Raw genomic sequence first — 26,262 nt, forward strand, 5'->3', positions numbered from 1 at the left:
GACGGCGCCGGCCCCCGCGGGGACCGGCGCCGTCGTGGTGCGGCAGCGACCGGGGCGTCAGCCCTTGACCGCGCCGGCGGTGAGGCCGCGGACGAAGAACCGCTGCATCGTGAGGAAGATGAGGATCGGCACGATCATCGACAGGAAGCCGCCCGCGGTGACGAGCTGCCACCCCTGGCCCTGCTGCCCGATGAGGCTGTTCACCGCGATCGTGATGGGCGCGTTCTCCCCCGACCCGAGGAACACGAGGGCGACGAGCAGGTCGTTCCAGACCCAGAGGAACTGGAAGATCGCGAAGGACGCCAGCGCCGGCACCGACATCGGCAGGATGAGCCGCCAGAACGTGGAGAAGTGGCTGGCCCCGTCGATCTTCGCCGACTCGATGACCTCCCGCGGCAGCGTGGCCATGTAGTTGCGCAGGATGTAGACCGCCAACGACATGCCGAACCCGATGTGCGCGAGCCACGCGGCGGGGAACGTGCCGTTGATGCCGAGCTCCCCGTACAGGCGCAGCAGCGGCACGAAGGCGACGAAGTTCGGCACCACCAGCAGGCTGATGATGACGAAGAACAGCACGTCCCGGCCCGGGAATTCCATGAACGCGAAGGCGTAGGCGGCGAACGCGGCGATGAGGATCGGGATGATCGTCGCCGGCAGCGCGATGGCGAAGCTGTTCGTGAACGCCCGCGCCAGGTTCGCCTGGTCGAGCACCTGGGCGTAGTTGTCGAGCGTGAACGCGCCCCACGTCGACGGGTCGAGGAAGACCGTCCACCAGCCGCTGCTGTTGGCCGCGTCCCGCGTGCGGAACGAGGTGATGAGCAGCCCGAGGACGGGGACGAACCACGCGAGGGCCAGCACCAGCACCGCGAGCTTGGCGAGCGGGTTGGCGCGCCCCTGCTCGTCGCCGCCCTTCGAGCGGCGCTGCCGGCGGGCGGTTCCGCCGCGCCGGACCTGGTCGGGCAGCCGCGGGGGGACCTGCACGGTCGTGCTCATCGGGTCGCTCCTTCGCTGCGGGCGTGGCGGATCTGGAACACGAGCACGGGCAGGATCGCCACGAGCAGCATGACGACGATCGCCGCGGCGTGGCCGTTGTTGAAGTTCGTGAACAGCTCGTTGAAGAACTGGGTGCCGATGATGTTCGTGTTGTAGTTGCCGTTCGTCATCACGTAGACGATGTCGAAGATCTTCATGACGCCGATGAGGACCGTGATGTAGACGGTGATGACGGTGCCCCAGATCTGCGGCACCACGACGCGGAAGAACACCTGCACCTCGCTCGCGCCGTCGATGCGCGCCGCCTCCAGGGTGTCGCCCGGGACGCCCTTGATGGCCGCCGACAGCAGGACCATGGAGAAGCCGACCTGCGCCCACAGGAAGATCACCATGAGCAGGAAGCTGTTGAGCCGGCCCTGGGACAGCTGCAGCCAGGCCACCGGCGTGCCGCCGAAGGCGGTCACGACGCCGTTGAGCAGGCCGACCTGGTCCTGGGTGGGCGGGTTGGCGGCGTACATGAGCCGCCAGATGGTGCCGGCGCCGACGGCGCTGATGGCCATCGGCAGGAAGAAGATCGTCTTGGCGCTCTTCTCGGCCCGTGGTCGGAACCGGTCGGTGAGCACCGCGATGAGCAGGCCGGCGATGATCGTGATGACGGGTGCGAAGGCGATCCACAGCAGCGTGTTGAGCAGGGTGCTGCGGAACGCGTTGCTGCTCAGCAGGTTCGTGTAGTTGTCGAGCCCGACGAACTGCGTCGAGCTCGCGTTGGCGAAGCTGTACACGATGGTCTGGACCGTCGGGTAGATGAGGTACAGCCCGATCGCGGCGAACGCGGGCAGGATGTACAGGTACGGCTTGACGCGGTGCTCCCACTTCCCGGGGAGCAGCTCCGCGATCTTGTTGAGGACGTAGTACAGGACCAGCGCGCCACCGATGCCGTAGATCACGGTGAGCAGGGCGTTGATGATCTTGATGGTCACAGGGCGCCTCCCTTCGGACGTGGGGACGGACGGACGCCGGGACCCGGCGCGGCGGCGTCTGCGTGCGCGCTCCGGGCCCCGGCGGGTGCCGTCAGCTGGTGGGCCAGCTCTGGTCGATGTTGGTCAGCGTGGTGTCGAGGTCCTGCTGCCCGCTGATCCAGGACGTCATGTCCCGCCAGAACGAGCCGGACCCGACCGCGCCCGGCATGGAGTCGGAGCCGTCGAAGGCGAACGCCGTCGCGTCGTAGGCGACCTGCGCGATGTCCGCGACCGTCTGCGAGGGGTAGTTGCTCGGGTCGAAGTCGGTGCGGGGGGAGATGAACGACCCGGCCTGCGCCGCCTCGGCGCCGAAGCCCTCGGAGCTCATGTACTCGATGACCTGCTTCGCCGCGTCGGACTCGACGAGCATCGCGGCGAGGTCGCCACCGCCCTCGACCGGGTTGTCGCCGCCGGCCTCGGCCGGCGGGAACCCGAAGACGCCGACGCGGTTGTCGATGTCGGCCAGCACGTCGTCGGGGAAGAAGCCCGAGGCGGCGATGAAGTTGCCCTGCTTGTACATCATGCAGCCGGGGGGCGTCTCGAACATGGGGTTGCCGGCGGTGCCGAAGTTGTTCGAGGCGATGGACTGGCGCCCGCCGAGCACGTTGCCCTCGGTGAAGGCGATCTGCTCGAAGGTCGCGGCGGCCTGCCGGACGAGGTCGGAGTCGAACTTGATCTCGTTCGTCAGCCACTGGTTGTACTGCTCGACCCCGCCGTACTTGAGCACGAGCTCCTCCATCCAGTCCGTGGCGGGCCAGCCCGTGGCCGTGCCGGACTCGATGCCCAGGCACCAGGGGGCGGTGCCGGACTCGCGGATGGTGTCGGTGAGGGCCAGCAGGTCGTCGATGGACTCCGGCGCGGTGTAGCCGGCCTCCTCGAACGGGCCCTTGGGGTAGAACACGAGGCTCTTGACGTTCATGGAGACCAGCAGGCCGTAGAGGCTGCCGTCGCGGGTGCCCACGTCGAGGGTCCCGGCGGTGTAGACCTCCTCGAGCGCCGGCACGTCGACGACGTCGTCGAGCGGCAGCACCGAGCCGCGGTCGACGAGGTCCATCAGCACGCCGGGCTGCGGGAACATCGCGATGTCGGGCAGGTCGTTGCCCTGCACGCGCGTGTTGATGAGCTGGTTGAAGTTGTCCGAGGGCGACCACTCGATGGTGATGCCGTTCTCCTCGGCCCACGGGTCCACGGACGCCTGGAAGTTCTCGAGCTGGGCGCCGGTGAAGCCGAGCATGATCTCGACGGTGTTGTCGCCGCCGTCACCGCCGGCGTTCCCCCCGCCACCGCCGCCACCGCCGCCGTCCCCCTCGGACGCGAGGCATCCGGTCGTCAGGGCGGCGACGGCCAGGACCGTCGTCGTGGCCAGGAAGGGTGTGCGGAACCGCATCGTGCATCTCCGATCGTCGCTGAGGAGATCCCGTCGGGCGCTGCGTCGCGCGGGACGGGTCCGTGCTCGTGGTGGTGCCGGCTCGGTGGGCTGCCCGCCGCGGCGCGCGTCCCTGCGCGCCGGCCTGCGACTACACCGATTTAGTCCCACCCTCGCGCGCCTGGTCAGGCGCGTCAAGCCGGCGCTATATCGTTTTGGTAACGCCGGCAGGCTCGGCGGTACCCTCGCCCCATGGGGGGAGCAGGTCTGCCACCGGCGGCGGGCACGACGAGGGGCCGCACGACGCTCGACGACGTCGCGCGCAGCGCCGGCGTCTCGCGCACCACGGTCTCCTTCGTGCTCAACGACCGCCCCAACTCGGGCATCCCGGAGGGCACGCGCGCGCGGGTGCTCGAGGCGGCCGCCTCCCTGGGGTACCGTCCCAACCGCCTCGCCCGGAACCTGCGGCTGCAGCGCACGGGCTCCTTGGGCCTGTACGTCCCCGACGAGAACCTCGACGCGCACTTCCCCGTGGGGCTGGCCTACCTCCAGCCGCTGCTGCACGCGGCGGAGGAACGGGGGTGCCAGGTCGTCACGTTCACGGGCGGCACCGACCCCGTGGGCCGCTACGCCGACCTCGTCGCGGCGCACGCCGTCGACGGCTTCGTGCTCACGGACTCCGCCGTCGACGACCCCCGCGCGCGCTACCTCGACTCGGTGGGCATGCCCTTCTCCTCCATCGGCCGCACGTCGGGAGCGCTCCCACAGCGGTGGGTCGACATCGACAACGCCGCGGCCATCGGCCTCGCCGTCGACCACCTCGTCGCCCTGGGGCACCGCCGCATCGCCTACCTCGGGCCGGGTCGGTCGCACTACTGGTGGGCGGAGCGCGTCGACGGCTTCCGCGCGGCGATGGCGCGCCACGGCCTGCCCGTCCCGCCGGGCTGGGTGGCCTCCGGGGACGACGACGAGCTGCAGGCGGTCGCGACGCACCTGCTGGCACGGCCGGACCGGCCGACCGCGGTCGTGACGCCGGGCGACGCGGCGACCGTGCCGGTCTACCGGGCCTGCGCGCGCGCCGGCCTGGTGGTCGGCCCCGACCTGTCGGTGACGGGGTTCGACCCGCTCCTGTGGATGCTCGACCCGGCCCTCACCACGCTCACCGTCGACCACGACCTCATGGCCCGCACCGCGGTGGACGCCTGCCTGCGCGCGGTGGAGGGTCTGCCGGACGCGACCGCCGGGACCTACGTCGAGGTTCACCTGCGTCCGGGCAGCAGCACGGCGCCCCTGCCGGTGCCCTGACGCGCGCCGACCGCGTGGCCGTCCGCGTGGCCGTCAGGCCGGGTCGGGCCGGAACCGGTAGCCCGTGCCCTGCTCCGTCAGCAGGTAGCGCGGCGCGGACGGCTCGGGCTCGAGCTTCTTGCGCAGCTGCGACAGGTACAGCCGCAGGTACCCCGCGCTCGTCTGGTGCTGGGTGCCCCAGATCTCGGTGAGGATCGTCTGCCGGGTGACGAGCCGGCCGGGGTTGCGGACGAGGATCTCCAGGACCTGCCACTCCGTCGGCGTCAGGTGCACCGCGCCGACGCCCGCCCGCGTCACGAGCCGCAGCGCCAGGTCGACCGTGACGTCGCCGAACGTCACCACGGGGGCGTCGCCCTCGGCCGGTGCCGAGCGGCGGGCCAGCGCGCGCAGGCGGGCCAGGAGCTCGTCGAGGTCGAAGGGCTTGATGACGTAGTCGTCGGCCCCGGCGTCGAGGGCCTCCACCTTGTCGTCCGACCCGGCGCGCCCGGACACGACGAGGACCGGCGCCTGCGTCCACCCCCGCAGGGACCGGATGAGCCCGAGCCCGTCGAGCCGCGGCATGCCCAGGTCGACGAGGTAGAGGTCGGGGCGCTGGGCCGCTGCCTGCGCGAGGGCGTCGGCGCCGTCCGTCGCGGTGAGGACGGTGTACCCGCGGGCGCGCAGCGTGATCCGCAGGGCGCGCAGGATCTGCGGGTCGTCGTCGGCGACGAGGATCTTCACGCGCGCGTCCCCCTCCCGTCGGCGGTCCGGTCGGCGGTCCGGTCGCCGGTCCGGTCGGCGTGCTCGCCGGCCGGGTCCTCGCGGTGGTCGTCGGTTGGTCCGCGCACGTGGCCGGGCGCCACCGGCAGCGCGACGACCATCGTCAGCCCGCCCCCCGGCGTGCTCTCGGGGGTCAGCGTGCCACCCATGCCCTCCGTGAACCCGCGCGACAGGGCCAGGCCGAGCCCGAGCCCCGTCGTGTTGTCCGTGTCGCCGAGCCGCTGGAAGGGCACGAACATCTCCGCGCGCCGCGCCGGGTCGACCCCCGGCCCGTGGTCGACCACGCGGATCTCGACGCGGTCGGCGAAGGCGCTCGTCGTCAGGCGGGGGCGGGGACGGTCCCGGCTGACGGCGACGGCGTTGGCGAGCACGTTGACGACGACGCGCCGCAGCAGCGCCGGGTCGGCGAGCGCGGGCGGCAGGTCCGGGTCCAGGTCGAGGTCGACGTCGTCGGGGCCCAGCCGCAGCTCGTCGAGGGCGGGGAGGACGACCCCCTCGACGTCCGTGGGGGCGAGGGAGACGCCGAGCGCGCCGGCCTGCACCCGGCTGACGTCGAGCAGGTCGGTGAGCAGGGACGACAGGTCCCTCAGGCTCTCGTGCGCGGTGGCCAGCAGCTCGTCGCGGTCCTGGGCCGACCACTCGACGTCGCGCGAGCGCAGGCCGGTGAGGGCCGTCGTCGCGGCGGCGAGCGGACGGCGGACGTCGTGGCCCACGGCGGACAGCAGCGCCGTGCGGACCTGGTCCGTCTCGAGCAGCGGCGCGACCTCCCGCGCGGCCGCGGTGAGCCGCTCGTGCTCGAGGGCGGCGGCGGCCTGGGCGACGACGACCGGCAGCAGGCGGCTCGCGGACCGGTCCAGCGGCGGCCCCCACAGCTCGAGCGCGGCGTCGTCGCCGACGGGGACGACGACCGGCACGTCGTCGCTCACGGCGCCGGGACCCGTGCCCGCCGGCACCTGCCCCTCCTCCGCCCGCGTCGTGCCGCCGGTCCGCAGCCGCACGGCGGAGAGCCTGAAGGCCTCGCGCGTCCGGGCGACGAGGGCGCCCAGCGCGTCCTGCCCCCGCAGCACCCCGCCGGCCACGGCCAGCAGGAGCTCGGACTCCGCGGCGGCGCGCTGGGCCATCCGGCTGCGCCGCGCGGCCTGGTCCACGACGAGGCTGACGAGGGCACCGTTGACGACGTAGAGCCCGAGCGCGACGGCCTGGGCGGGCTCGGCGACGGTGACCGTGCCGACCGGCTCGACGAACACGTAGTTGAGGGTCAGCCCCGACATGAGTGCGGTGAACAGCGCCGGCCACAGCCCGCCGACCAGCGCGATCACCACGACGAGGACCTGGTAGGCCAGCACGTCCCCCGCGAGCGACCCCTCGTCGCGCGCCCCGGCCAGCGCCCACGTGAGCGCCGGCCCGCCGACCAGCGCGAGGACGAACCCGACGAGCCGCCGCCGCAGCGTCAGCGCCCCCGTGAGCCGGGGGAGCGCCAGCCCCGCGTGCGCGGCGGCGTGTTTGACGGTGGCGGGCGGCCCCTCAGGCCGGGGACCACTCCTCTGCGAGGAGGCCCATGAGCACCTCGTCGTGGAAGCGCCCGTCGTGCAGCACGGCGGCGCGGCGCACGCCCTCGCGGACGAAGCCGGCCTTCTCGTAGGCGGCGAGCGCCCGGTCGTTGAACGCCCACGCCTGCAGCTCGACCTTGTGCGCGCCCATCTCCGCGAAGGCGTACCGCACCGCGACGCGCACCGCGTCCGTGCCGATGCCGTGGCTGACGTGCTCGGCGCCCATGACGACGCCGAGGGTGACGATCCGCGTCGGCAGCTCGAGCCCGCTGAGCGTCACGTGCCCCGCCAGCCTGTCGTCGTCCGTCACCACGCTGAACCCGACGGACGCGGGGCTCTCGTTGGCGCTCCACGTACGGAACTGCGCCACCGTCGCGGCGGTAGGACGCGGCCGGTACGGACCGGTCTGCAGGACCGCGAAGTCGGGGGCGGTCCAGAACGCGACGAGGGCCGGCAGGTCCTCCTCCGCCGTCGGCCGCAGGGTCACCTGCTCGCCGCGCAGCAGCCTGCGGCCGTAGGCCATCGCGTCGTCCATCGACCAGGGACCGGCAGGGGTGCTCACCCCGCGATCCTCGTCGCGCCACGTCCCGCCCGCGCGTCGGGTGCCGGACGCCCGGCAGCAGGGCCGAACGGGTGGTCCGGGTCGTCCCGCATTGTCCGGATCGCTCGCTGCCGACGAGCATCGGCGGATGCCCGTCGATCGCGACCCCGCCGACTCGCCTGCCGTGACCGCCCTGCGCGGCGCCGGCGCCCGTGCGCACGCCCTCGCGGCACCCGCCCTCGTCGGGCTGCTCGGCGGTCAGGACGTCGCGCTCGAGCGCGAGCGGCTGCGCCGGCGCCGGGTGGTGCGCCTGCTGCTCGCCGTGGTCGCGGCCGAGGCGTGGGTGGTCAGCCGCCAGCTCACCGGCCGGCCGGTGCTGCCCGCGCTGCCGACGATCGACCCGCTGGTGGCCGTGCCGGTCCTGTTCTTCGTCGCCCTGCTGGGCGTCCTCGTCCTCACCCAGGTCGGCACGTCCCGCTCGCCGCACGTGGTGTACCGCCCGGACCAGGTGGACGTCCGGCTCGACGACGTCATCGGCATCGACCCGGTCGTCGAGGACGTCCGGCGCTCGCTCGACCTGTTCCACGCCCACCGGCAGTTCGCGGCGGAGATGGGCGGGACGCCGCGGCGGGGGCTGCTCTTCGAGGGGCCGCCCGGCACCGGCAAGACGCTGACGGCCAAGGCGATGGCGGCCGAGGCCGGGGTGCCGTTCCTGTTCGTGTCGGCCACGTCGTTCCAGTCCATGTACTACGGCGCCACCGCGAAGAAGATCCGCGCGTACTTCCGGGCCCTGCGTCGCACCGCGCGGGCCGAGGGCGGGGCGATCGGCTTCATCGAGGAGATCGACGCGATCGCCATGGCGCGCGGCGGCCTGCTCGCGTCCGCGACGGGCACCTCCCGCGGGGCGGTCGTCGCCCGCGCCATCAGCGAGGGCACGGGCGGCGTGGTCAACGAGCTGCTCGTCCAGCTCCAGTCGTTCGACGAGCCGACCGGCGCGGACCGCGTCGCCAACGCCGCCCTGGGCGTGCTCAACCGGTTCCTGCCGTCCCACCGGCGCGTGCCGCTCCGTCGACCGCCGCGCGTGCCGGTGCTGCTCATCGCGGCGACGAACCGCGCCGACCACCTCGACCCGGCGCTGCTGCGCCCCGGCCGCTTCGACCGGCGCCTCACCTTCGACCCGCCGGACGCTGCGGGGCGGCGCGCGCTCGTCGACCACTTCCTGGCCCGGCGGGCGCACGACGCGACGCTCGACGACCCCCGCGCGCGCGACCGCGTCGCGGCGGCCACGAACGGCTGGACGCCGGTCATGGTCGAGCACCTGCTCGACGAGGCGCTCGTCGCCGCCCTGCGCCGCGGCGCCCGCGCGATGTCGGCGGCCGACGTCGAGTCCGCCCGCCTGACGGAGCTCGTCGGCCTCGGCCAGCCCGTCGGGTACACGCTCGCGGAGCAGCGGCTCATCGCCACCCACGAGGCCGGGCACGCCGCGGTCGCCTGGCTCGTCGCCCCCAACCGCACGCTCGAGGTCCTCACCATCGTCAAGCGCGGACGCGCCCTCGGCCTGCTCGCGCACGACGACTGCGAGGAGGTGTGGACGCGCTCGCGGACGGACCTGCGCGCGCTCGTTGAGATCGCGATGGGCGGCTGGGTGGCCGAGGAGCTGTTCTTCGGCGAGACGACGACGGGGCCGGCCTCCGACCTCGCGGCGGCCACGCGGACCGCCGCGGAGATGGTCGGCGCCGCCGGGATGGCGGGCACGCTCGTCTCCTTCGCCGCGACCGGGCAGGACCTCGTGCCGGCCGTGCTCGCCGACCCGCAGGCGCGCGAGCAGCTCGAGACCGTCCTGCAGGACGCCCGCACCGCCGTGCGCCGGCTGCTGGCCGAGCACCGCCACCTCGTCGAGGCGCTGCGCGACGCCCTGCTGGACCGGCACGAGCTCGTCGGGCGCGAGATCACGGACGTGCTGCGCGCCGCGGAGGACGCCCACGGCGACCTGCGGGTGCCGCACCTGCGCTGACGCCGGGACGTATCAGGACGGCCGCCGCCCGCTCCTGGGGGTCGTGAGCCGGTGGCGCAGGGCCGCCGGCACGACGGCCACGCAGGTGGCGGCGAGGAGCACGTCATGGACGGCAAGTTCGTGTTCGGCGGCGAGGGCGCGAAGATCCCGGGGACGGACCTGGGCCTGTCCTTCACCCTGTTCAAGGTGTTCCTGCGCCCGACGGGCGGCACGTGGCGCGGCTACACCACGGCGTCGAACGAGGGCCTGCTCGGGGCGGCGTTCATCGAGTCGCCGGTCGTGGAGTTCGTCATGACGGACCTCGAGGACGAGCTGCCCTTCGAGGACCTGCACGCCGCGCCGGTCGACGTGACCATCGACAGCACGCCCTTCGTCGGCAGCGGGGGCACCGCGAGCCTCACGCTGAAGCGGCGCAGCAACGACGGCGTGCCCGAGAAGTCCCTGACCTTCTTCTCCGACGAGTGCGACGGCGCGTCCGCCGCCGTCGGCGCGATCCACTTCCGGGCGACGCTGCTGCAGCTGCCCGAGGAGGAGTGGGACCCGAGCGGGACGTCGTACGTCCCCTGGTGACGGCGCCGACGGCGGCGGGGCGGCCGGCACCTGGCAGGCTGGCCGCATGCAGCTGCGCATCTTCACCGAGCCCCAGCAGGGCGCGACGTACGACGACCTCCTCGCGGTGGCCCGGGCCACCGAGGACCTCGGCTTCGACGCGTTCTTCCGCTCCGACCACTACCTGACGATGGGCGGCGACGGCCTGCCCGGCCCGACGGACGCGTGGACGACGCTCGCCGGTCTGGCGCGCGACACCTCCCGCATCCGGCTCGGCACGCTCGTCTCCTCCGCCACGTTCCGGCACCCCGGGGTGCTGGCGATCCAGGTGGCGCAGGTGGACCAGATGTCGGGCGGGCGCGTCGAGCTGGGGCTCGGTGCGGGCTGGTTCGCCGCCGAGCACGCGGCGTACGGCATCCCGTTCCCCGAGAAGCGCTTCGGCCTGCTCACGGAGCAGCTCGAGCTCGTCACCGGCCTGTGGGGCACGCCGATCGGGGAGCGCTACTCCTTCCACGGCGCGCACTACACGCTCGAGGACTCCCCGGCGCTGCCCAAGCCGGTGCAGACCTCACCGCTCGACCCGTCCCGCGCGGGCGTGCCGGTCATCGTCGGCGGCCTGGGCCCGCGGCGGACGCCGGCGCTCGCGGCGCGGTTCGCGGCCGAGTTCAACCTGTCCTTCCCGGAGCTCGGCGTCGTCGAGGAGAAGCTGCGGACCGTCCGGGCGGCGTGCGAGGAGATCGGCCGCGACCCGGGCACGCTCGTCGAGTCGATCGCGCTCGTCCTGTGCGTGGGGTCCGACGAGGCCGAGTTCACGCGCCGGGCCGCCGCGATCGGCCGGGAGCCCGACGAGCTGCGCGAGCACGGCCTGGCCGGCACGCCGGCCGAGGTCGTCGACCGGCTGGCCGGCCTGCGCGAGCAGGGGATCAGCCGGGCGTACCTGCAGGTGCTGGACCTGACGGACCGGGAGCACCTGGAGCTCGTCGCCGCGGAGGTGGCGCCGCACCTGCGGTGAGGGCGCCGGGGCCGCGCGCCCGGTGCACGTCCGCGACGAGCTCGAGAGCTGTCTCCGCCGTCAGCCACACGAGGGCGACGTTGCGCGCGGCGAGCACGAGGGTGCCGGCCACCGCGCCCTGCGTGATGGACGTGTAGACCCACGGGAAGACGACCTGCGTGGCCGCGGCGGTGCCCAGCAGCACCGCCGCGGTCCGCCCCCACCGCGGCAGGCCCACGGTCAGCGCCACCGCGACGGGTGCCGCGAGCCAGCCCACGTACTGCGGCGACCCGACCTTGTTCGTCACGATGAGCAGCAGGGTGAGCAGCATCGACCCGCGCAGGACGAACGCCAGCCGCACGCGCGCGTGGGCGAAGGCGTCCCCGCTCCGCCGCCGGGCCCGCACGAGCAGGGCGGCGGCCGCGGCCACCGCCACGGCCATGAGGACGCCGAGCGCGCCCGCCGCCGCCTCCGCCCCTCCACCCTCGAGCTGCCACGTGACCAGGCCCTGGTCCATGTACCGGTGCACCGCGTCGGTGACGAGGCCGGCGAGCACCCAGGGCGTCGCGCCGACGGCCTCGAGCTGCAGGCCGCGGCCGTCCTGCGCGGACAGGAACGTCGCGACCCGCGGCAGCCCGCCGCCCGCCGCGACCGCCCCGACGACGACGGCGCACGCCGCGAGCGCCGGCAGCACCACCTGCCGCACGGGCCGCCGGACGGTGAGCACGAGCGGGAGCAGCAGCGCCCCCGGCGTCACCTTCACCCAGGCGCCGGCGGTGAGCAGCGCCGACGCCGCCCCGGGTGCCCGGGCGGCCCCGACGAGCGCCAGCACGGTGAGCGGGGCGACGACCGCGTCGAGCCGCCCCATCGCCACGGGCCCGAGCAGCGCGAGGAACGCGACCCACCACCAGGCGCCACGAAGGCCGGTCGCGCGACGACGCCCCACGCGCAGCAGCGCCAGCACGGCCAGGGCGTCGAGCGCGGTCACCATCAGCGACCACGCGAGCCCGTAGCCCGGCCCGTCGCCCGTCCCGCCGAGCGCGGCGACGAGCATCGGCACCAGCGCGCCCGCGGGGTACACCCACGGGTCGTCGAGCACGGGCCACGCGCCGCCGGCCAGCCCGGTGCCGACCCAGTAGCGGTAGAGGGAGAGGTCCCAGAAGGCCCGGTCGGGCACGAGGACGACGCCGAGCAGCAGCAGCCAGCCGTGCACGAGGCCGAACGCCGCCCACAGGGCGCGCCGCGAGCCGAGGAGGGCGGCCACCCGTCAGGCGGTCGGCGCGGGGGTGGGGGCCGGCGTCGGCCCGACGAGGGCCTGCTCGAGCGGCACGCAGCCCTCGGGCCCGACGAGCGGCACGGCCGGGTCGAGCACGATCGTCGCCGGGTCGGCCAGCGCCTCGAACTCCCGCCCGAGGGCGAGGTCGACGGTGCCGTCGGCGCGGGCGTCGAGCACCATGGACTCGCCGTCGAGCTGGGCGGCGAGGGTGTAGGCGGCCGCGGAGCCGGCGGCGCCGTAGGTGATGCGAGCCGCGTTGGTCACCGTGTCGGAGTTGCCGGTCGTCGCGACGACGAACCCGCGCGCCGTCAGCTCCTGCGCGGTCGTGGCGGCCAGGCCGGTGCGGCCCGTGCCGTTGTAGACGTTGACGGTCACCTGACCGTAGGGCACCGGCAGCGCGCCGGCCGGCGGGCAGTACACCGCGGCGACCGCGGAGGCCGAGGGGGTGGGCGTCGAGAAGGGCCGGTCGAGCCAGCCGAGGGTCACGGTGCCCGTGTAGACCGCCGCCGAGCCGAGCCCCGCGACCGCCAGCGCGGCGACCAGGACGCCGAAGATGGCCGCCTGCCGCTCGTGCATGTGCCGGCGGCGCAGCTGGCGCGCGCGCTCGGGGGTGCTCACCCGACCACCAGGACGCGCGCGTGCAGGACGGGCCGCTGCTGCAGCGCCGCCCGCACCGCCCGGTGCAGGCCGTCCTCGAGGTACAGGACGCCCCCGTACTGCACGACGTGCGCGAACAGGTCGCCGTAGAAGGTCGAGTCCTCCGAGAGCAGGGCGTCGAGGTCGAGCGTGCGCTTCGTGGTGACGAGCTCGTCGAGCCGCACCTGGCGGGGCGGGACGGCCGCCCACTGCTTGACCGTCTCCAGGCCGTGGTCCGGGTACGGGCGCCCGTCGCCCACCGCCTTGAAGATCACGGGCCGAGTGTAGGGAACGCCCCGGGCGCGCGGGACCGGTTCGTCCGGCCGCCGCCCCCTCTGCACACGATCACCACCGATCGTGACCGGCCCGTGACCTGCCCGTCCTCGGTCCTCCGCCCGTCGCGCCGGGGCGGCGTACGGTCGCCCACGGTCGCCGCCGCAGCGGGTGGTCTGGGTGCTGGCACCTCACTCGGACGGCTCCGCTCCCGATGGGTCGGGCGTGACCGACGTCCTGACCACCGGCCCCGACGCCGCGACCGCGATGGCCGGCGCCGCGCAGCTCGACGCGTGGTCCGCCGGCGCCGTCACGGCGGGCGACCACGAGCTCGTCGCGGTCCTGCGTGCCGCCGACCCGGACGCGGCGGTGCTGCGCGCCCGCGCGGACGTCCTGTCCGGACGCCCCGGGGCGGCGCGGGCGGCGCTGCGCGGGGCGGGCCACGCCGTCGCGGTGCCGCCGGCCGACTGGGCCGGGCTCGTCGACCTCGCCGCCGTGGCCGCGCTCGGCACGGACGCCTCGGCGCTCCCGCGGCTGCTGGCCGCGGGCTCGTCCCTGCACGGGCAGGCGGCCCGCGAGTGGGTGTGGCTGGTGGGTGCCGCCGCGGAGCAGCGGGCCGAGCACGAGCTGGCGGACCAGGCGTGGCGGGCCCTCGTGCGCGAGCACGGCGTGCGGTCGACGCCCGTCCTCGTGCGGCTCCTCGTCGCCGTGCTGTCCGCGCGGCCGGCGGGGGACGTCGCGGGTGTCGCCGAGGCCGCTCGCGTGGCGGCGGAGGTCGTCGCCGAGACGGACCTGACCGTCGCCGAGCGCGTCCGGATGGTGGCCGAGGGGGCCGCCCGGCTGTCCGCGCGGGACGACGCGCCCGGTGCGGCCCTGCTCGTCGCCGCGACCGCGCGTCGTGTGCCGGACCGCGCCGCCTGGGCGGCCGTCGTCGCCCGCTGGGTGCCGGCCACGCCGTGGACCCTCGTGCTGGGGCCGCTGGCCGGGCCCCTCCTCGGGCACAGGGACGCCGACGAGCGGGCGCTCGGACGCCTGCGCCCCGGCACCCGCGGCCCGCGCCTGCCGGTGGCCGACCCGGTGGGCCTGCTCGCGGGCGACGACGACGCCGCGCTCGTGTGCACCTGCTGGGAGCGGTCCGTCCTCGACGGGGTGTCCGCGCAGGCCTACGCCGCACGTCACCTGCGGCCCGCCCGGGTCGTGCTCGGCCCCGCCGTGGAGGGGGCGGCCGCGCTGGCGGGGCTCGTCGTGCGGGCGGTGCGGTGCCCGGTCACGGCGCGGGTCTGGCTGGCCGTGGCCCGCGACGGCGAGCCCGTCCGTCTCCTGCTCGACGGCCCGCCGTCCGAGCCGCTGCCCGCGGCGCCGTCGAGCGCGCCGGCGGCCCCCGCCGCCGTCCCGACCCCGCACGCGGCGTCCGACGACGCGACGGGGCGCCCGACCCGTCCGGCACCCGCCGGGACGGACGGCGGGACGCTGCCCGGCGGCTACCTCTGACCTCCAGCTCGCACGACGACGGGCGGTGGGCACCCCCCTGTGGCGCCCACCGCCCGTCGTCGTCAGCCGTGGGTCAGGACACCAGCCCCATCACGAGCTGGACCCAGAACACGCCCAGCACCGCGAACGCCACCACGCCGAGGGCGACCTGCCACCACCGGTTGCGCAGGCGGCCCATGAAGTCGGCACGCGTCGCCATGAACACCAGCAGGAAGCACAGCACCGGCGCGGTGAGGACCGTGAGGGACTGCGCGATGACGATGAGCTGCACGGGCGAGGCCTGGAAGACGGCCGTGACGGCCAGCCCGACCGCGAGGATCGTGCCCGAGAAGGTCCGCGCGGCCTTCGTGCCGGCCGACGCGCCGTGCCCGAAGGCGTCCGACAGCATCGTCCCGCCGGCGGTGGCGTTGGCGGTCATGGCGGAGAACGCCGCGGCGAAGAAGCCGAGCGAGAAGATCCACGTCCCGACCGGGCCCGCGAGCGGCTCGAACACCGAGGAGAGCTGCCCGATGGTGGTCGCGCCCGGGCTGGTCGGCCACGCGGCGACCTACGGCGTCGACGACGGCGTCGCGGCCGGCGAGCGCCTGTTCGCGCTGCCGCCCGACCGGCGGCCGACCGCCGTCTTCGCCGCCAACGACAACCTGGCCGTCGGGGTCATGTCGGCGGCGCACCGCGCCGGCCTCGTGCCGGGGCAGGACGTGGCCGTCGTCGGCTACAACGACATCCCGCTCGCCCGGCGCATGCCCGTGCCGCTGTCGTCGGTGCTCGTGCCCTACGACCTCATCGCGAGCACGGCGCTGGACATGCTGGTCGGCGGGGCCACGCCGCGCATCGAGCGGACGATGCCGACGCTCCTGCCGCGCGCCTCGTCGGGCGGACCGGTGGGGGCCCCCGGCGCCTGAGGGCCCCCGCCCGGCCGGGTCACCCGGCGCCGCTCAGGACGGGCGCGGCGCGTGCCGGTCGAGGAACTCGTACACCTCCGTGGTGTCCACGCCCGGGAAGACGCCGACCGGCAGGGCGGCCAGCAGGGAGGAGTGCGGGCGGGCGCTGGGCCACGCCCGGTCCGACCACCGGGCGGCGAGCTCGTCGGGCGGGGTGCGGCAGCACGTGGGATCCGGGCAGCGCGAGGCCGAGCGCTCCGGGGTCTCCCGGCCGCGGAACCACCGCACGTGCGCGAACGGCACGCCGACGCTCACGGAGAACGCGCCCTGCGACGACGGCTGCACGCGCGAGGTGCACCAGAACGTGCCCGATGACGTGTCGGTGTACTGGTAGTACGGGCTGAAGCGGTCCTCGCGGGTGAACACCACGCGTGCGGTCCACTGCCGGCAGACGGGCTGGCCCTCGATCGCCCCCAAGGGGTCGCTGGGGAACCGCACGCCGTCGTTCTCGTAGGCCTTGTGCAGCGTGCCGCCCTCGTGGACCTTCATGAAGTGCACCGGGATGTCCAGGTGCCGGGTCGCGAGGTTGGTGAACCGGTGCGCGGCGGTCTCGTACGGCACCGCGAAGGCGTCGCGCAGGTCCTCCACGGACACCCGGCGTTCGGCCTTCTGCTCCTTCAGCAGCCGGACCGCATCCGCCTCGGGGAGCATGAGCGCGGCCGCCATGTAGTTGGCCTCCACGCGCTGGCGGAGGAAGTCGGCGTAGCCGTCGGGCTCGCCGTGCCCGAGCACGTGGCTGGCGAGGGCCTGGAGCAGCGGCGACCGCGAGTCCGAGGTGCCGAGGCCGTGCTGCGGCAGGTAGATGCGCCCGTGCGCGAGGTCGGTGACCGTCCGCGTCGAGTGCGGCAGGTCGCTCACGTGGTGCAGCGTGAAGCCCAGGTGCGCGGCGATGTCCGCGGTCGCGCGCTGGCTCAGCGGGCCGCCCTCATGGCCGACGGCCGCCAGCAGTCGACGGGCGTGCTCCTCCAGCTCCGGGAAGTGGTTGTCGCGGGCCCGCATCTGGCGGCGCAGCTCCGCGTTCGCGCGCCGCGCCTCCTCCGGCGTGGCCGCGCGCTGGGTCAGCAGCCGCTTCACGTGCGCCTGCAGGGCGACGAGGGCCTCGAGCGCGTCCGACGGCACGGAACGGCCGATCTTCACGGGCGGGACGCCGAGCGAGGACAGCAGCGGGCCCCGCTGGGCGCGCTCGAGCTCGACCTCCAGGGCCGCCCGGCGGCTCGGCGGCTCCGTGCGCAGCAGCTCGGCGAGCGGGACGCCGAGGGCCTCCGCGATGGTCTGCAGCAGGGACAGCTTCGGCTCGCGGTGGCCGTTCTCGAGCATCGACACCTGCGACGGGGCGCGCCCGATGGCGGTCCCGAGGTCCTCGAGCGTCATGCCGCGCGCGGTCCGCAGGTGCCGCACCCGGCGGCCCAGCACGAGGGTGTCGAGGCTGGTGGGCGCCCCGGCGCGCTCGTCGGGCGCCGGGCCGGCCGCGGGCGGGGAGGACGGGTCCGGGCGGCCCCGCGTCGGGACCGTGAGACGGCCGGGCGCGGCCGGCGCGGGGGGCGGCACGTGCGTCGCGGGGCGTGCGACGCGGGTGGCGCGGGCGGTGGTGGTCGGGGCTCCAGCGGGGGGCTGCGCAGGGGCGGGCCGGGTCGTGGTGGGCACGGGGCCGGGCATGCGCGTCGTCGTCGTCGGCATGGCGCAACGCTGGCAGCGGCCACCCCTTCTGTCGAGGAGAAGAAGGGCTGATCTTCCGCGGCCGAGGCCGGGGAAGAACCGCGCAACCGCAGCCAGTCTTGCTCGTGCCGGCACCGACGCCGGTGCAGGACACGACCACCCGGCCAGGCCGGGGCAGCCGATGGAGGCACCCGATGAGCACGCAGACCGGTGACCGGACCCAGACCGCGCTCGAGCTGGCGGCGCAGTGGGACACCGACCCCCGCTGGGCCGGCATCAGCCGCGCCCACACCGCGGAGGACGTCGTCGCGCTGCGCGGGTCGGTCGGCGAGGAGCACACGCTGGCCCGCCGCGGGGCCGAGCGCCTGTGGGAGCTGCTGCACAGCCGCACGCACGTGCCGGCCCTCGGGGCGCTGACCGGCAACCAGGCGGTGCAGCAGGTCAAGGCCGGGCTCGAGGCGATCTACCTGTCCGGCTGGCAGGTCGCCGCCGACGCCAACTCGTCGGGCCAGACCTACCCCGACCAGTCCCTGTACCCCGTGAACTCCGTGCCGGCCGTCGTGCGCCGGATCAACAACGCGCTGCTGCGCGCCGACCAGATCGACGTCGCGGAGAACGGCCGCCCGACGCGCGAGTGGATGGCGCCGGTCGTGGCGGACGCGGAGGCCGGCTTCGGCGGACCGCTCAACGCCTACGAGCTCATGCACGCGATGATCGCCGCCGGCGCGGCGGGGGTGCACTGGGAGGACCAGCTCTCGTCGGAGAAGAAGTGCGGGCACCTGGGCGGCAAGGTGCTGGTCCCCACGTCGCAGCACGTGCGCACGCTCAACGCGGCGCGGCTGGCGGCGGACGTCGCCGGCGTGCCGACGGTCGTCATCGCCCGGACCGACGCGCTCGGCGCGGACCTGCTCACCAGCGACGTCGACCCGCGCGACGCCGAGTTCTGCACGGGGGAGCGCACGGTCGAGGGCTTCTACCGCGTGCGGCCGGGGCTCGACGCGGTGGTGTCCCGCGCCATGGCCTACGCCGAGGTCGCGGACCTGCTGTGGGTCGAGACGGCCACGCCGGACGTCGCGCTCGCGGTCGAGTTCGCCGAGCGCATCCACGAGCGGTTCCCCGGCAAGCTCCTCGCGTACAACTGCTCGCCGTCGTTCAACTGGCGGGCGGCGCTCGACGACGCGCAGATCGCGCGGTTCCAGCGGGAGCTCGCGGGCCACGGGTACGCCTTCCAGTTCATCACCCTGGCCGGCTTCCACGCCCTCAACCACTCGATGTTCGACCTGGCCCACGGCTACGCCCGCGAGGGCATGACCGCGTACGTCGCGCTCCAGGAGGCCGAGTTCGCCTCCGAGGCCCGCGGCTACACCGCCACGCGCCACCAGCGGGAGGTCGGCACGGGCTACTTCGACCGCGTCGCCACCGCCCTCAACCCCGCCAGCGCCACCCTCGCGCTCGCCGGCTCCACCGAGACGGCCCAGTTCACCCACTGACCCGCCGTCCGCGTCGACCACCCGACGCGCCCCCGACACGTGCACCGCCGCACCTCTCCAGGAGCCCCGCCATGACCACCACCACGCCCCGCCTGTCCCCCGACCCGACCCTGAGCGGCACCGGCACCGCCTCCCGGACGCGCACCCGCCTGCCCGCACCCGTCGGCATCGCCGTCGTCGGCCCGGCCCTGCCCGACACGCCGCGGATCCTCACCGACGAGGCGCTGTCGTTCCTCGGGGACCTGCACGCCCGCTTCGCCGCGACGCGGCACGAGCTCCTCACGGCCCGGCAGCGCCGCCGCGACGCGGTCTCCAACGGCGAGGACCTGCGGTTCCTGCCGCTCACGGCCCACATCCGCGCCGACCGCACGTGGCGCGTCGCCGGCCCCGGCCCCGGCCTGGAGGACCGCCGCGTGGAGATCACCGGCCCCACCGACCGCAAGATGACCGTCAACGCGCTGAACTCGGGCGCGCAGGTGTGGCTCGCCGACCACGAGGACGCCATGAGCCCCACCTGGGCCAACGTCCTCACCGGCCAGGGCAACCTCTACGACGCGATCCGGGGCCAGGTGGACTTCACGAGCCCGGAGGGCAAGGAGTACCGCGTCGGGGCGACGACGCCGACGATCGTCTTCCGCCCGCGCGGCTGGCACCTGACGGAGAAGCACCTCGTCGTCACCGACCGCGGCGGCCAGGAGTGCGCGGCCTCCGCGAGCCTCGTCGACGCCGGGCTGTACCTCTTCCACAACGCGCGGGAGCTCGTCGAGCGAGGCCGGGGGCCGTACCTCTACCTGCCGAAGATCGAGAGCCACCGCGAGGCGCGGCTGTGGGACGACGTCTTCCGGTTCACCGAGGCCTACCTCGGCCTGCGGCACGGCACCATCCGCGCGACCGTCCTCATCGAGACCATCACGGCGGCGTTCGAGATGGAGGAGATCCTCTACGAGCTGCGCGACCACTGCGCGGGGCTTAACGCCGGCCGCTGGGACTACCTGTTCAGCATCATCAAGACGTTCCGCGACCGCGGGTCCCGCTTCACGCTGCCCGACCGCTCCCGCGTGACGATGACGGTGCCGTTCATGAAGGCGTACTCCGAGCTGCTCGTCGCCACGTGCCACCGTCGCGGGGCCCAGGCCATCGGCGGCATGAGCGCCTTCATCCCCAACCGGCGCGACCCGGAGGTCACCGCGCGGGCGCTGGCGCAGGTGCGCGCGGACAAGGAGCGGGAGGCCGGGCAGGGCTTCGACGGGACGTGGGTCGCGCACCCGGACCTCGTGCCCGTGGCGCGCGCGGTGTTCGACGGGGCGCTCGGCGGCCGCACGGACCAGCGGCACCGCCTGCGCGAGGACGTCGACGTCAGCGCCCGCGACCTGCTCGACGTGCGCGGCGCCGGGGGCGGCGAGCCGGGCGCGGTGACCGACGCCGGGCTGCGCGCCAACATCAGCGTCGGCGTGCGGTACCTCGAGGCGTGGCTGCGCGGGCTGGGCGCGGTCGCCATCGACGACCTCATGGAGGACGCGGCGACCGCCGAGATCTCGCGGTCGCAGGTGTGGCAGTGGCTGCACGCCGGCGTCGTGACGGCCGAGGGGAGCCGGATCACGCGCACGCACGTGGAGAAGGTCCTCACCGACGTGGTGTCCGGCCTCCCGCGCGGCGCCGGCGACCGCGTCGAGGAGGCGGCGGACCTCTTCCGCGAGGTCGCGCTGGGGGAGGAGTTCCCGACCTTCCTCACCGTCCCCGCCTACGCGCAGCACCTGGTGACGCGCGCCTAGGGCGGGTGCGTCGGTCGCGTGCCGGGCCCGGTGTGGTGCCCAGCACGTGATATGCGGTTGGCCCGGGGCCGGCCGTGACGGCATCATCGGCGTCATGCGCACGCCGATCGCCGCCGTCATGGCCGGCCTCCGTGCGCCCGCGACGACGGGGGCCTATCGCGCCACGGCCCGCCGCACGCGCTGTCATCGGTCTCGCTGAGCACCCGCAGACCCCCGCAGCCCGTCGTCCCCGCCGCCCTCGCGGCACCCCTCGCCCCGCCCCGGAGCCCGCCATGAGCAGCACCCCCGTCCCCCGGCCCACCGGTACCCCCGTGCCGTCGCCCCGCCGGGTCGCGCCCGCGGTCCTGCCCGACGACGCCCGCCTGCGCCGCGTGGCCCCCGCGGCCGGAGGCGAGCGCGCGGTGTCCGTCGTCCTCGACGTCCCGGAGGGCGCGGGCTACCCGCAGGACCACGAGCTCGTCGAGCTGGGCGAGGTGCTGCGCGAGATGGCGCAGGAGCTGGCGCCGTGGGTCCGCGGTGCGCGCGTCTCGCTCACCCGGAGGGCCTCGTGACCGGCGACCCGCTCGTCGGCCTGGCGGTCGTCGTGGCCGTGCTGGCGCTGGCGACGGTGGCCGGGGTCGTGCGGGCGCGGCGCTCGGGCCGGGTGCGCGCGGTCGTCGGCGCGGACGCGCTCGCCGCCCACGAGGTCGGCGGGCTCGGTCGCCGCGCCACGGTCGTGCAGTTCTCGTCCGTCGCGTGCTCCCCGTGCCGCGCCACCCGCGTCCTGCTCGCCCCGCTGGACGACGAGGACGTGCGCGTCGTGGAGCTGGACGCCGAGGAGCACCTGGCGCTCACGCGGCGGCTGTCCGTGCTGCGCACCCCGACCGTCCTCGTCCTCGACGCCGCCGGCCGCGTGGTGCACCGGGTGTCCGGGGTGCCGCGCCTGCCGGAGCTGCGGGCGGGCCTCGACGCGCTGCGGGTGGCGGCGTGAGCGCCCCCGGCGGGATCGACCCCCGCGGTCCGCGGTTCGTCGCCGCGCTGACCGCCGTCGTCCTGGCCGTCGTGCTCGTCACGGGCTGGGCCTGGCTGCTGGCCCTGCAGACGCTCGTCTTCGCCGTCGGCGCGCTGGCCGGGATCACCCGCACGCCGTACTCCTGGCTGTTCCGGCGGGTGGTGCGGCCGCGGCTCGCGCCGCCGGAGGAGCTCGAGGACCCGCGGCCCCCGCGCTTCGCGCAGGGCGTCGGCCTGGTGTTCGCGGTCGTCGGGCTCGCGGGCCTGCTGCTCGGCGCGCCCGTCGTCGGACTCGTCGCCGTCGGCTGCGCGCTCGCGGCCGCCTTCCTCAACGCCGCCTTCGGCCTGTGCCTGGGCTGCGAGCTGTACACTTTGCTGAACCGCCTGCGGCGGCCGAAGGCTCCGCTCAACAAGCTGCCAAAGACGGTTGACTAGCAGTACGTGTTGGAGGCTTCCTCGGCGAGCTCACTCAGAATGCGTGCTGCGGAGCGACTCCACGTCTCCAAACGCGCCTCTGTGCGGCGCAGATCGCGTAACGCAACCCAGCCGACATCACCGCTGGAGGCATCTGCACTGAACTTTGGCCGTTGATCGAACTGCCATTCAATCAAGAGCCCAACATGCACACGATCGACCGCCGAATCGCTGTGCAAAATCACTCCGCGAGGAATAATTTTTGCGGGCGCAAGCAGCCCTAGCTCCTCGCCGACCTCTCTCTGTGCTGCTGCCCCGATGGTGGCGCCAGGGTCCAGCAGGCCGGCGGAATCGAGCTTAGCGTCGACGAGCCCGACGTGACCGCCCCAACCAATAGAAATTCTGCCGTGCAGACGACCTTCGTTGCCGGACGCCAAACGCGTGTATGCCAACACCTCGTCCCCGAACCGCATGGCGACATAAGGGATTACCTGCCGGATTGACGGATCCACCTCCGCCTTTATGCGACTAACGAAGCTGTAAGCGTCCCGATCGGCCGCCGACAACCCCTCCTCTGTAAGAGTTGCAAACAGCAACTCAGCCGCGCCGTTCGGTACGACGAGAACATGTTCGTCCCGACTCACTGCGTCACCCCTTTACGACCCAGAAGCCGTCGTCGATACTTCTAACATTGGACTCCAGCCGTGCTGAACCGACGGTCACTGGATCCGTCCGAGGGTTTAGCGAATCTACGATCACCACGGAAGTGTCACTATAGGCGCGTATCGTCGCCACATGCAACGCGTGCCCTGGCTGTCCAAAAAGGCTTAACCAATCTACCCCGACGCCGACGGTGTATTTGGATTTGCGAAACAATGCATACTGACCCTCAAAATCAAATAGTGGAACCTGACTGAAACGAACGTGTTCAAAGTCGAACGTGTGACCGAATAGGATCCGAAGTTGGGGAAGGCGTGGACCGATCGCTTCTGGTCGCACCCCTGACTCTTCGGCGTTTGGCGCCGTCGGAAGACTAAAGGGATTCGGCTCACCCCGCGGTACTTGTGTCCCCAACGTGCGAGCTAACAGAGCCGGGTCTGGCGTCTTGAGTCCGAGCCGAGAGGCCGAAGTCGACAAGAACGCGGCAACGCAACAGTAGTCAGGCCAGTCGAGGTCGCTTTTGGCAGTCATCTCAGGTTCGTGGGCGTCGCGGGATCGTGGGACCGTTCGCATCTTGGTATCGCCCGTCGTAAGGTGCCGAATTGTCAGAACTGCATCGCCATAGCGAGAGGCGTCCGATATCGGCCCCAGGTTTGATAGCTACAGTCAGCGGTCCAGAATTTACTACCTCGAAGGTGATTCGGCCGGTGTAGCCGGGATCGACCTGCGGATCGTTCTGGTGAATCGACACAAAAAGTCGCGCAAGAGTGCCTTTAGTGTGCACCGTGCCGAAGTAGCCGAGTGGGATTGTGTAACGGTGCTGGCTGCACGCGAGCACAGCAGCGCCGGGCTCGAGGGTCAGGATTGATCTGGAAATGTCCTGTTCGACGTAGTGGCTGTCGAAGTCGACGTCGTCAAGACCTATCGTAACGCCAGACGAATTTGGCCACGACACAGAGTCGCCAAGCTGCACACGAATCGACGTCACATCGTACAAGGCAGCGGCCGCAATTTGCTTCTGGTTCATGAGTGTCTGGAGGTTTTCGCCAACGATCAACATGATGGTGGTCCTATACGGTCGATCTAGTTTGCCAACAGGTTGACCAGGAGCGTGGTTGCTGCGCTTATGGCCGCCGCCCAAAGTGGTACGGGGATAGAGGAAAGTCTCCTCAGGACTCGCTGACGAGTCGTCGCGGGCCGATTTGGAGCGGGCACGCTGTCGCGCAACTCTTCGGAGCCTCTGACCGTGCGGTTCGTCTCGAGAAAGAGAACGGCGGCAAGTGCCTGTCCACGCTTGATGACTCGACGTTCATTCGAGGAATTTATGATCAGCAACCACAATCGTCCGCGCCATCTTGGATCGATCTTCGCCTGTAAAGGATAGACGCCTTGTGCTTGGAAAAGCGTGCCTTTCGGCAAGATGAGACCGAAGAGGTTATTGGGCAAGCCAATCTCTTCAGCCGATTCGACGATCACGCTAGACCGAGGAGGAATGGTTAATTCATCCCCATCGATCGAGTAGAAGCGTGGCGGCTGTTCGCTGAGGTCGTCGGCCCAGCGGTTGCCGAAAGTGAGATTCAGTTCGAACTCTTCCGCTGCGACCTTGTTTCTATCGCCCGATGCGTGCCGCACGGCAAGGATGAGACTCTCCGGCGACATCCGCGCTGCATCGAAGTCGACAGTCGAATCAGTGATGCGGTGTGGGATCGCCACTATGGTCACGCGAAGACTATAGCCGACGATGGCGGGCGCGAGCCCTGCTGCTAGCGGCTCGGAGTAGGGGCGATACAGGGACGTTGACGGACGCAAAAGACAGGCGCCGCGGAACCGCGCTACTGCGATCGGCTCGCAATGCGGTTTCGAATGGATCCGTTCCGCGCATCATGGCACCACTTGTGAGCGTGGCAAGGGGGTCCGGCGCGACCCTCGTCACCGCCATGTGCAACGTGACTCGCTCATGCCAGCTTGGCCGACGCGTACTCAAGACGCCGCCGGGACCGCCTGCAATATGGGCTGACGGCGCCGGTGAAGGCGGTCGTCGCACGACTGGGCTCGGCACGGAAGCAGAGCTGGTGCTTCTCGTTGGCCGGCGCGCCTGCTTTGGTGGTTCTTCGGACATCCGGTGGGGGTGACGGCTCGCCGGTGAGTCAGGTGCAGGGGTGAGGGGGTCGAGGTCCCCGAGGATCAGCAGCGACCAAGCAAACCGTCCCTGCGGAGACCTCGACCGTGTCCAACGCTACGGCGTGCTCGAGCGCGCCTTCTACCGACCCCTGTTCGCGATGTGACGTGCTGCTGGGCCTGGACGTCGTTCAGGTCGAGGCCGTCGAACGATCACCGACGTTGCTGACGGTGACGGTCTCTTCCCCGCCCGGTCTGATGGGGTGCCCGCGGTGCGGCGTCGTCGCCGTCGGCCGGGGCCGCAAGATCCGGGTGCTGCACGACGTGCCGGGCGAGGTGCCCGTCGTGCTGCGGTGGCGGCAGCGGACCTGGCGGTGCCCGGACCCCGGCTGCCCGGTCGGGTCGTTCACCGAGCAGCTGCCCGACCTGGTCCCCGCCCGCGGGTCGCTGACGTGCCGGGCGGTGACCTGGGCCATCGCCCAGCTGCGCCGCGAGCACGCCTGCGTGTCGGGTCTGGCGCGCCGGCTCGCGGTGGCGTGGAAGACGTTGTGGCGCGCGGTCCGGCCGCGGCTGCAGGCCCGGGCCGAGGACCCGGCACGGTTCACCGGCGTCACCTCTCTGGGCGTCGACGAGCACATCTGGCATCACGGCGACACCCGCCGACGTGGGCCCAAGGAGCTCACCGGGATGGTCGACCTGACCCGCCATCAGGACGAACACGGACGGTGGCGGGTCCGTGCCCGCCTGCTGGACCTGGTCCCGGGCCGGTCCAAGAAGGCCTACGCCGACTGGCTCACCGACCGCGGAGCCACCTTCCGCGACGGGGTCCAGGTCGCCGCGCTAGACCCCTTCGGCGGCTACAAGGCCGCCCTGGACGCCGAGCTCGCCGACGCGGTCGCCGTGCTGGACGCGTTTCACGTCGTCAAGCTCGGCACCCAGGTCGTCGACGAAGTCCGCCGCCGCGTCCAGCAGGCCACGACCGGGCACCGCGGCCGCAAGGGCGACCCCCTGTACGGCATCCAGACCCTCCTGCGCGCCGGCGCCGAGAACCTGACCGACAAGCAGCTGCACCGCCTCGAGGTCGCGATCACCGCCGATGACGCCCACGAGGAGGTCTACATCGCCTGGCGGTGCGCCCAGGACCTGCGCGCGGCCTACCGCACCAAGGACACCGCCGAGGGACGGCGCCGCGCCGAGAAGATCCTGGCCTCGTTCCACACCTGCCCCATCGCCGAGGTCGCCCGCCTGGGACGGACCCTGCGCCGCTGGCAACAAGCGTTTCTGGCCTACTTCACCACCGACCGCGCCAACAACGGCGGCACCGAAGCCGTGAACGGCATCATCGAACTCCACCGCCGCATCGCCCGCGGCTACCGCAACCGCGACAACTACCGACTCCGCATGCTCCTCGCCGCCGGCGGCCTCAACGCCTGAACCCCACCAGATGTCCGAAGAGCC

Annotated in this window: 26 protein-coding genes; 12 read left to right on the plus strand and 14 right to left on the minus strand. The window is 73.2% G+C overall.

Features of this window, described 5'->3' with window-relative positions; all coding sequences use genetic code 11:
* Nucleotides 1-57: 57 nt before the first annotated feature.
* The 3 genes from BM048_RS14710 to BM048_RS14720 form a co-directional block, all read right to left on the minus strand.
* A complete protein-coding gene (locus BM048_RS14710) occupies nt 58-993 on the minus strand; it encodes a carbohydrate ABC transporter permease (protein WP_090034195.1) in 936 nt (311 codons plus the stop codon).
* Nucleotides 990-1,973 carry a carbohydrate ABC transporter permease gene (locus BM048_RS14715; RefSeq protein WP_090034196.1) on the minus strand — a complete coding sequence of 328 codons (984 nt, stop codon included), beginning with the start codon at nt 1,971-1,973 and terminating at the stop codon, nt 990-992. Before BM048_RS14715 ends, BM048_RS14710 begins: the two co-directional genes overlap by 4 nt.
* A 91-nt stretch (nt 1,974-2,064) precedes the next feature.
* Nucleotides 2,065-3,399: an ABC transporter substrate-binding protein gene (locus tag BM048_RS14720; RefSeq protein ID WP_090034198.1), complete on the minus strand. Its 1,335-nt coding sequence runs from the start codon at nt 3,397-3,399 to the stop codon at nt 2,065-2,067.
* A 231-nt stretch (nt 3,400-3,630) separates the two neighbouring features.
* Here BM048_RS14720 and BM048_RS14725 point away from each other — a divergent pair, with 231 nt between their 5' ends.
* Entirely contained in the window at nt 3,631-4,683 is a 1,053-nt protein-coding gene (locus BM048_RS14725) for a LacI family DNA-binding transcriptional regulator (protein ID WP_090034199.1), read from the plus strand.
* 33 nt (nt 4,684-4,716) lie between these two features.
* Here the strand turns inward: BM048_RS14725 and BM048_RS14730 are convergent, their stop codons facing one another.
* Genes BM048_RS14730 through BM048_RS14740 form a run of 3 tightly spaced genes read right to left on the minus strand, consistent with a single transcriptional unit; the run spans nt 4,717 to nt 7,554 of the window.
* The gene (locus tag BM048_RS14730; protein WP_090034201.1) at nt 4,717-5,403 is read right to left on the minus strand and encodes a response regulator; all 687 of its coding nucleotides are present in this window, start codon (nt 5,401-5,403) and stop codon (nt 4,717-4,719) included.
* Entirely contained in the window at nt 5,400-6,923 is a 1,524-nt protein-coding gene (locus BM048_RS14735; RefSeq protein WP_090034202.1) for a sensor histidine kinase, read from the minus strand. Before BM048_RS14735 ends, BM048_RS14730 begins: the two co-directional genes overlap by 4 nt.
* 43 nt (nt 6,924-6,966) lie before the next feature.
* Nucleotides 6,967-7,554 carry a GNAT family N-acetyltransferase gene (locus tag BM048_RS14740; protein WP_139224474.1) on the minus strand — a complete coding sequence of 196 codons (588 nt, stop codon included), beginning with the start codon at nt 7,552-7,554 and terminating at the stop codon, nt 6,967-6,969.
* A 127-nt stretch (nt 7,555-7,681) separates the two neighbouring features.
* Between BM048_RS14740 and BM048_RS14745 the strand changes: the two genes are divergently transcribed.
* The 3 genes from BM048_RS14745 (at nt 7,682) to BM048_RS14755 (ending at nt 11,108) form a co-directional block, all read left to right on the plus strand.
* Complete coding sequence (locus tag BM048_RS14745) at nt 7,682-9,547, plus strand: AAA family ATPase (RefSeq protein ID WP_090034205.1); 1,866 nt, start codon at nt 7,682-7,684, stop codon at nt 9,545-9,547.
* Nucleotides 9,548-9,652: 105 nt separating this feature from the next.
* Nucleotides 9,653-10,117 carry a hypothetical protein gene (locus tag BM048_RS14750; RefSeq protein WP_139224475.1) on the plus strand — a complete coding sequence of 155 codons (465 nt, stop codon included), beginning with the start codon at nt 9,653-9,655 and terminating at the stop codon, nt 10,115-10,117.
* A 46-nt stretch (nt 10,118-10,163) separates the two neighbouring features.
* A complete protein-coding gene (locus BM048_RS14755; protein WP_090034207.1) occupies nt 10,164-11,108 on the plus strand; it encodes an LLM class F420-dependent oxidoreductase in 945 nt (314 codons plus the stop codon).
* On the opposite strand, the gene BM048_RS14760 is transcribed toward BM048_RS14755, so the two are convergent.
* From BM048_RS14760 to BM048_RS14770, 3 genes are read right to left on the minus strand one after another with little or no spacing between them, the layout of a single operon-like run.
* On the minus strand, nt 11,020-12,351 hold the full coding sequence (locus BM048_RS14760; protein WP_239078891.1) for a hypothetical protein: 1,332 nt from the start codon (nt 12,349-12,351) through the stop codon (nt 11,020-11,022). The genes BM048_RS14755 and BM048_RS14760 overlap by 89 nt on opposite strands.
* Nucleotides 12,352-12,354: 3 nt before the next feature.
* Complete coding sequence (locus BM048_RS14765) at nt 12,355-12,981, minus strand: LytR C-terminal domain-containing protein (RefSeq protein ID WP_090034209.1); 627 nt, start codon at nt 12,979-12,981, stop codon at nt 12,355-12,357.
* On the minus strand, nt 12,978-13,274 hold the full coding sequence (locus BM048_RS14770) for a type II toxin-antitoxin system VapB family antitoxin (protein WP_090034210.1): 297 nt from the start codon (nt 13,272-13,274) through the stop codon (nt 12,978-12,980). Before BM048_RS14770 ends, BM048_RS14765 begins: the two co-directional genes overlap by 4 nt.
* A 223-nt stretch (nt 13,275-13,497) precedes the next feature.
* Between BM048_RS14770 and BM048_RS14775 the strand changes: the two genes are divergently transcribed.
* On the plus strand, nt 13,498-14,763 hold the full coding sequence (locus BM048_RS14775) for a hypothetical protein (protein ID WP_090034211.1): 1,266 nt from the start codon (nt 13,498-13,500) through the stop codon (nt 14,761-14,763).
* A 73-nt stretch (nt 14,764-14,836) separates the two neighbouring features.
* Here the strand turns inward: BM048_RS14775 and BM048_RS14780 are convergent, their stop codons facing one another.
* A complete protein-coding gene (locus BM048_RS14780; protein ID WP_239078892.1) occupies nt 14,837-15,256 on the minus strand; it encodes a divalent metal cation transporter in 420 nt (139 codons plus the stop codon).
* 16 nt (nt 15,257-15,272) lie between these two features.
* Between BM048_RS14780 and BM048_RS14785 the strand changes: the two genes are divergently transcribed.
* Nucleotides 15,273-15,665, plus strand: coding sequence for a substrate-binding domain-containing protein (locus BM048_RS14785; RefSeq protein WP_239078893.1), 393 nt, complete (start codon nt 15,273-15,275; stop codon nt 15,663-15,665).
* Between the two features lie 33 nt (nt 15,666-15,698).
* Here the strand turns inward: BM048_RS14785 and BM048_RS14790 are convergent, their stop codons facing one another.
* On the minus strand, nt 15,699-17,381 hold the full coding sequence (locus tag BM048_RS14790; protein WP_239078894.1) for a helix-turn-helix transcriptional regulator: 1,683 nt from the start codon (nt 17,379-17,381) through the stop codon (nt 15,699-15,701).
* 173 nt (nt 17,382-17,554) lie between these two features.
* Here BM048_RS14790 and aceA point away from each other — a divergent pair, with 173 nt between their 5' ends.
* The 5 genes from aceA to BM048_RS14815 all read left to right on the plus strand — a co-directional run bounded on the left by aceA (nt 17,555) and on the right by BM048_RS14815 (nt 22,047).
* A complete protein-coding gene (gene aceA / locus BM048_RS14795; RefSeq protein WP_090034213.1) occupies nt 17,555-18,850 on the plus strand; it encodes an isocitrate lyase in 1,296 nt (431 codons plus the stop codon).
* Between the two features lie 71 nt (nt 18,851-18,921).
* Nucleotides 18,922-20,622, plus strand: coding sequence for a malate synthase A (gene aceB / locus BM048_RS14800; protein ID WP_090034214.1), 1,701 nt, complete (start codon nt 18,922-18,924; stop codon nt 20,620-20,622).
* A 272-nt stretch (nt 20,623-20,894) separates the two neighbouring features.
* Nucleotides 20,895-21,173 carry a hypothetical protein gene (locus tag BM048_RS14805; protein WP_139224476.1) on the plus strand — a complete coding sequence of 93 codons (279 nt, stop codon included), beginning with the start codon at nt 20,895-20,897 and terminating at the stop codon, nt 21,171-21,173.
* Nucleotides 21,170-21,592 (plus strand): thioredoxin family protein, encoded by a 423-nt coding sequence (locus BM048_RS14810; protein ID WP_090034216.1) that lies wholly within the window; start codon nt 21,170-21,172, stop codon nt 21,590-21,592. The genes BM048_RS14805 and BM048_RS14810 overlap by 4 nt, the downstream gene beginning before the upstream one ends.
* Entirely contained in the window at nt 21,589-22,047 is a 459-nt protein-coding gene (locus BM048_RS14815) for a DUF4395 domain-containing protein (RefSeq protein ID WP_203708894.1), read from the plus strand. The genes BM048_RS14810 and BM048_RS14815 overlap by 4 nt, the downstream gene beginning before the upstream one ends.
* Here the strand turns inward: BM048_RS14815 and BM048_RS17955 are convergent.
* From BM048_RS17955 to BM048_RS14820, 3 genes are all read right to left on the minus strand, one after another.
* Nucleotides 22,044-22,670, minus strand: coding sequence for an NUDIX domain-containing protein (locus BM048_RS17955; protein ID WP_139224477.1), 627 nt, complete (start codon nt 22,668-22,670; stop codon nt 22,044-22,046). The two genes, BM048_RS14815 and BM048_RS17955, sit on opposite strands and share 4 nt — an antisense overlap.
* A 548-nt stretch (nt 22,671-23,218) precedes the next feature.
* Nucleotides 23,219-23,746, minus strand: a complete 528-nt coding sequence (locus BM048_RS17960; RefSeq protein ID WP_139224478.1) for a dCTP deaminase domain-containing protein — start codon at nt 23,744-23,746, stop codon at nt 23,219-23,221.
* A gap of 23 nt (nt 23,747-23,769) precedes the next feature.
* On the minus strand, nt 23,770-24,408 hold the full coding sequence (locus BM048_RS14820; RefSeq protein ID WP_090034217.1) for a dCTP deaminase domain-containing protein: 639 nt from the start codon (nt 24,406-24,408) through the stop codon (nt 23,770-23,772).
* A 504-nt stretch (nt 24,409-24,912) separates the two neighbouring features.
* Here BM048_RS14820 and BM048_RS14825 point away from each other — a divergent pair.
* Nucleotides 24,913-26,238 (plus strand): ISL3 family transposase, encoded by a 1,326-nt coding sequence (locus BM048_RS14825; protein WP_239079078.1) that lies wholly within the window; start codon nt 24,913-24,915, stop codon nt 26,236-26,238.
* The last annotated feature ends 24 nt before the right edge of the window (nt 26,239-26,262 follow it).

The organism is Cellulomonas marina (assembly GCF_900111925.1).
GTDB classification, from domain to species: Bacteria; Actinomycetota; Actinomycetes; order Actinomycetales; family Cellulomonadaceae; genus Cellulomonas; species Cellulomonas marina.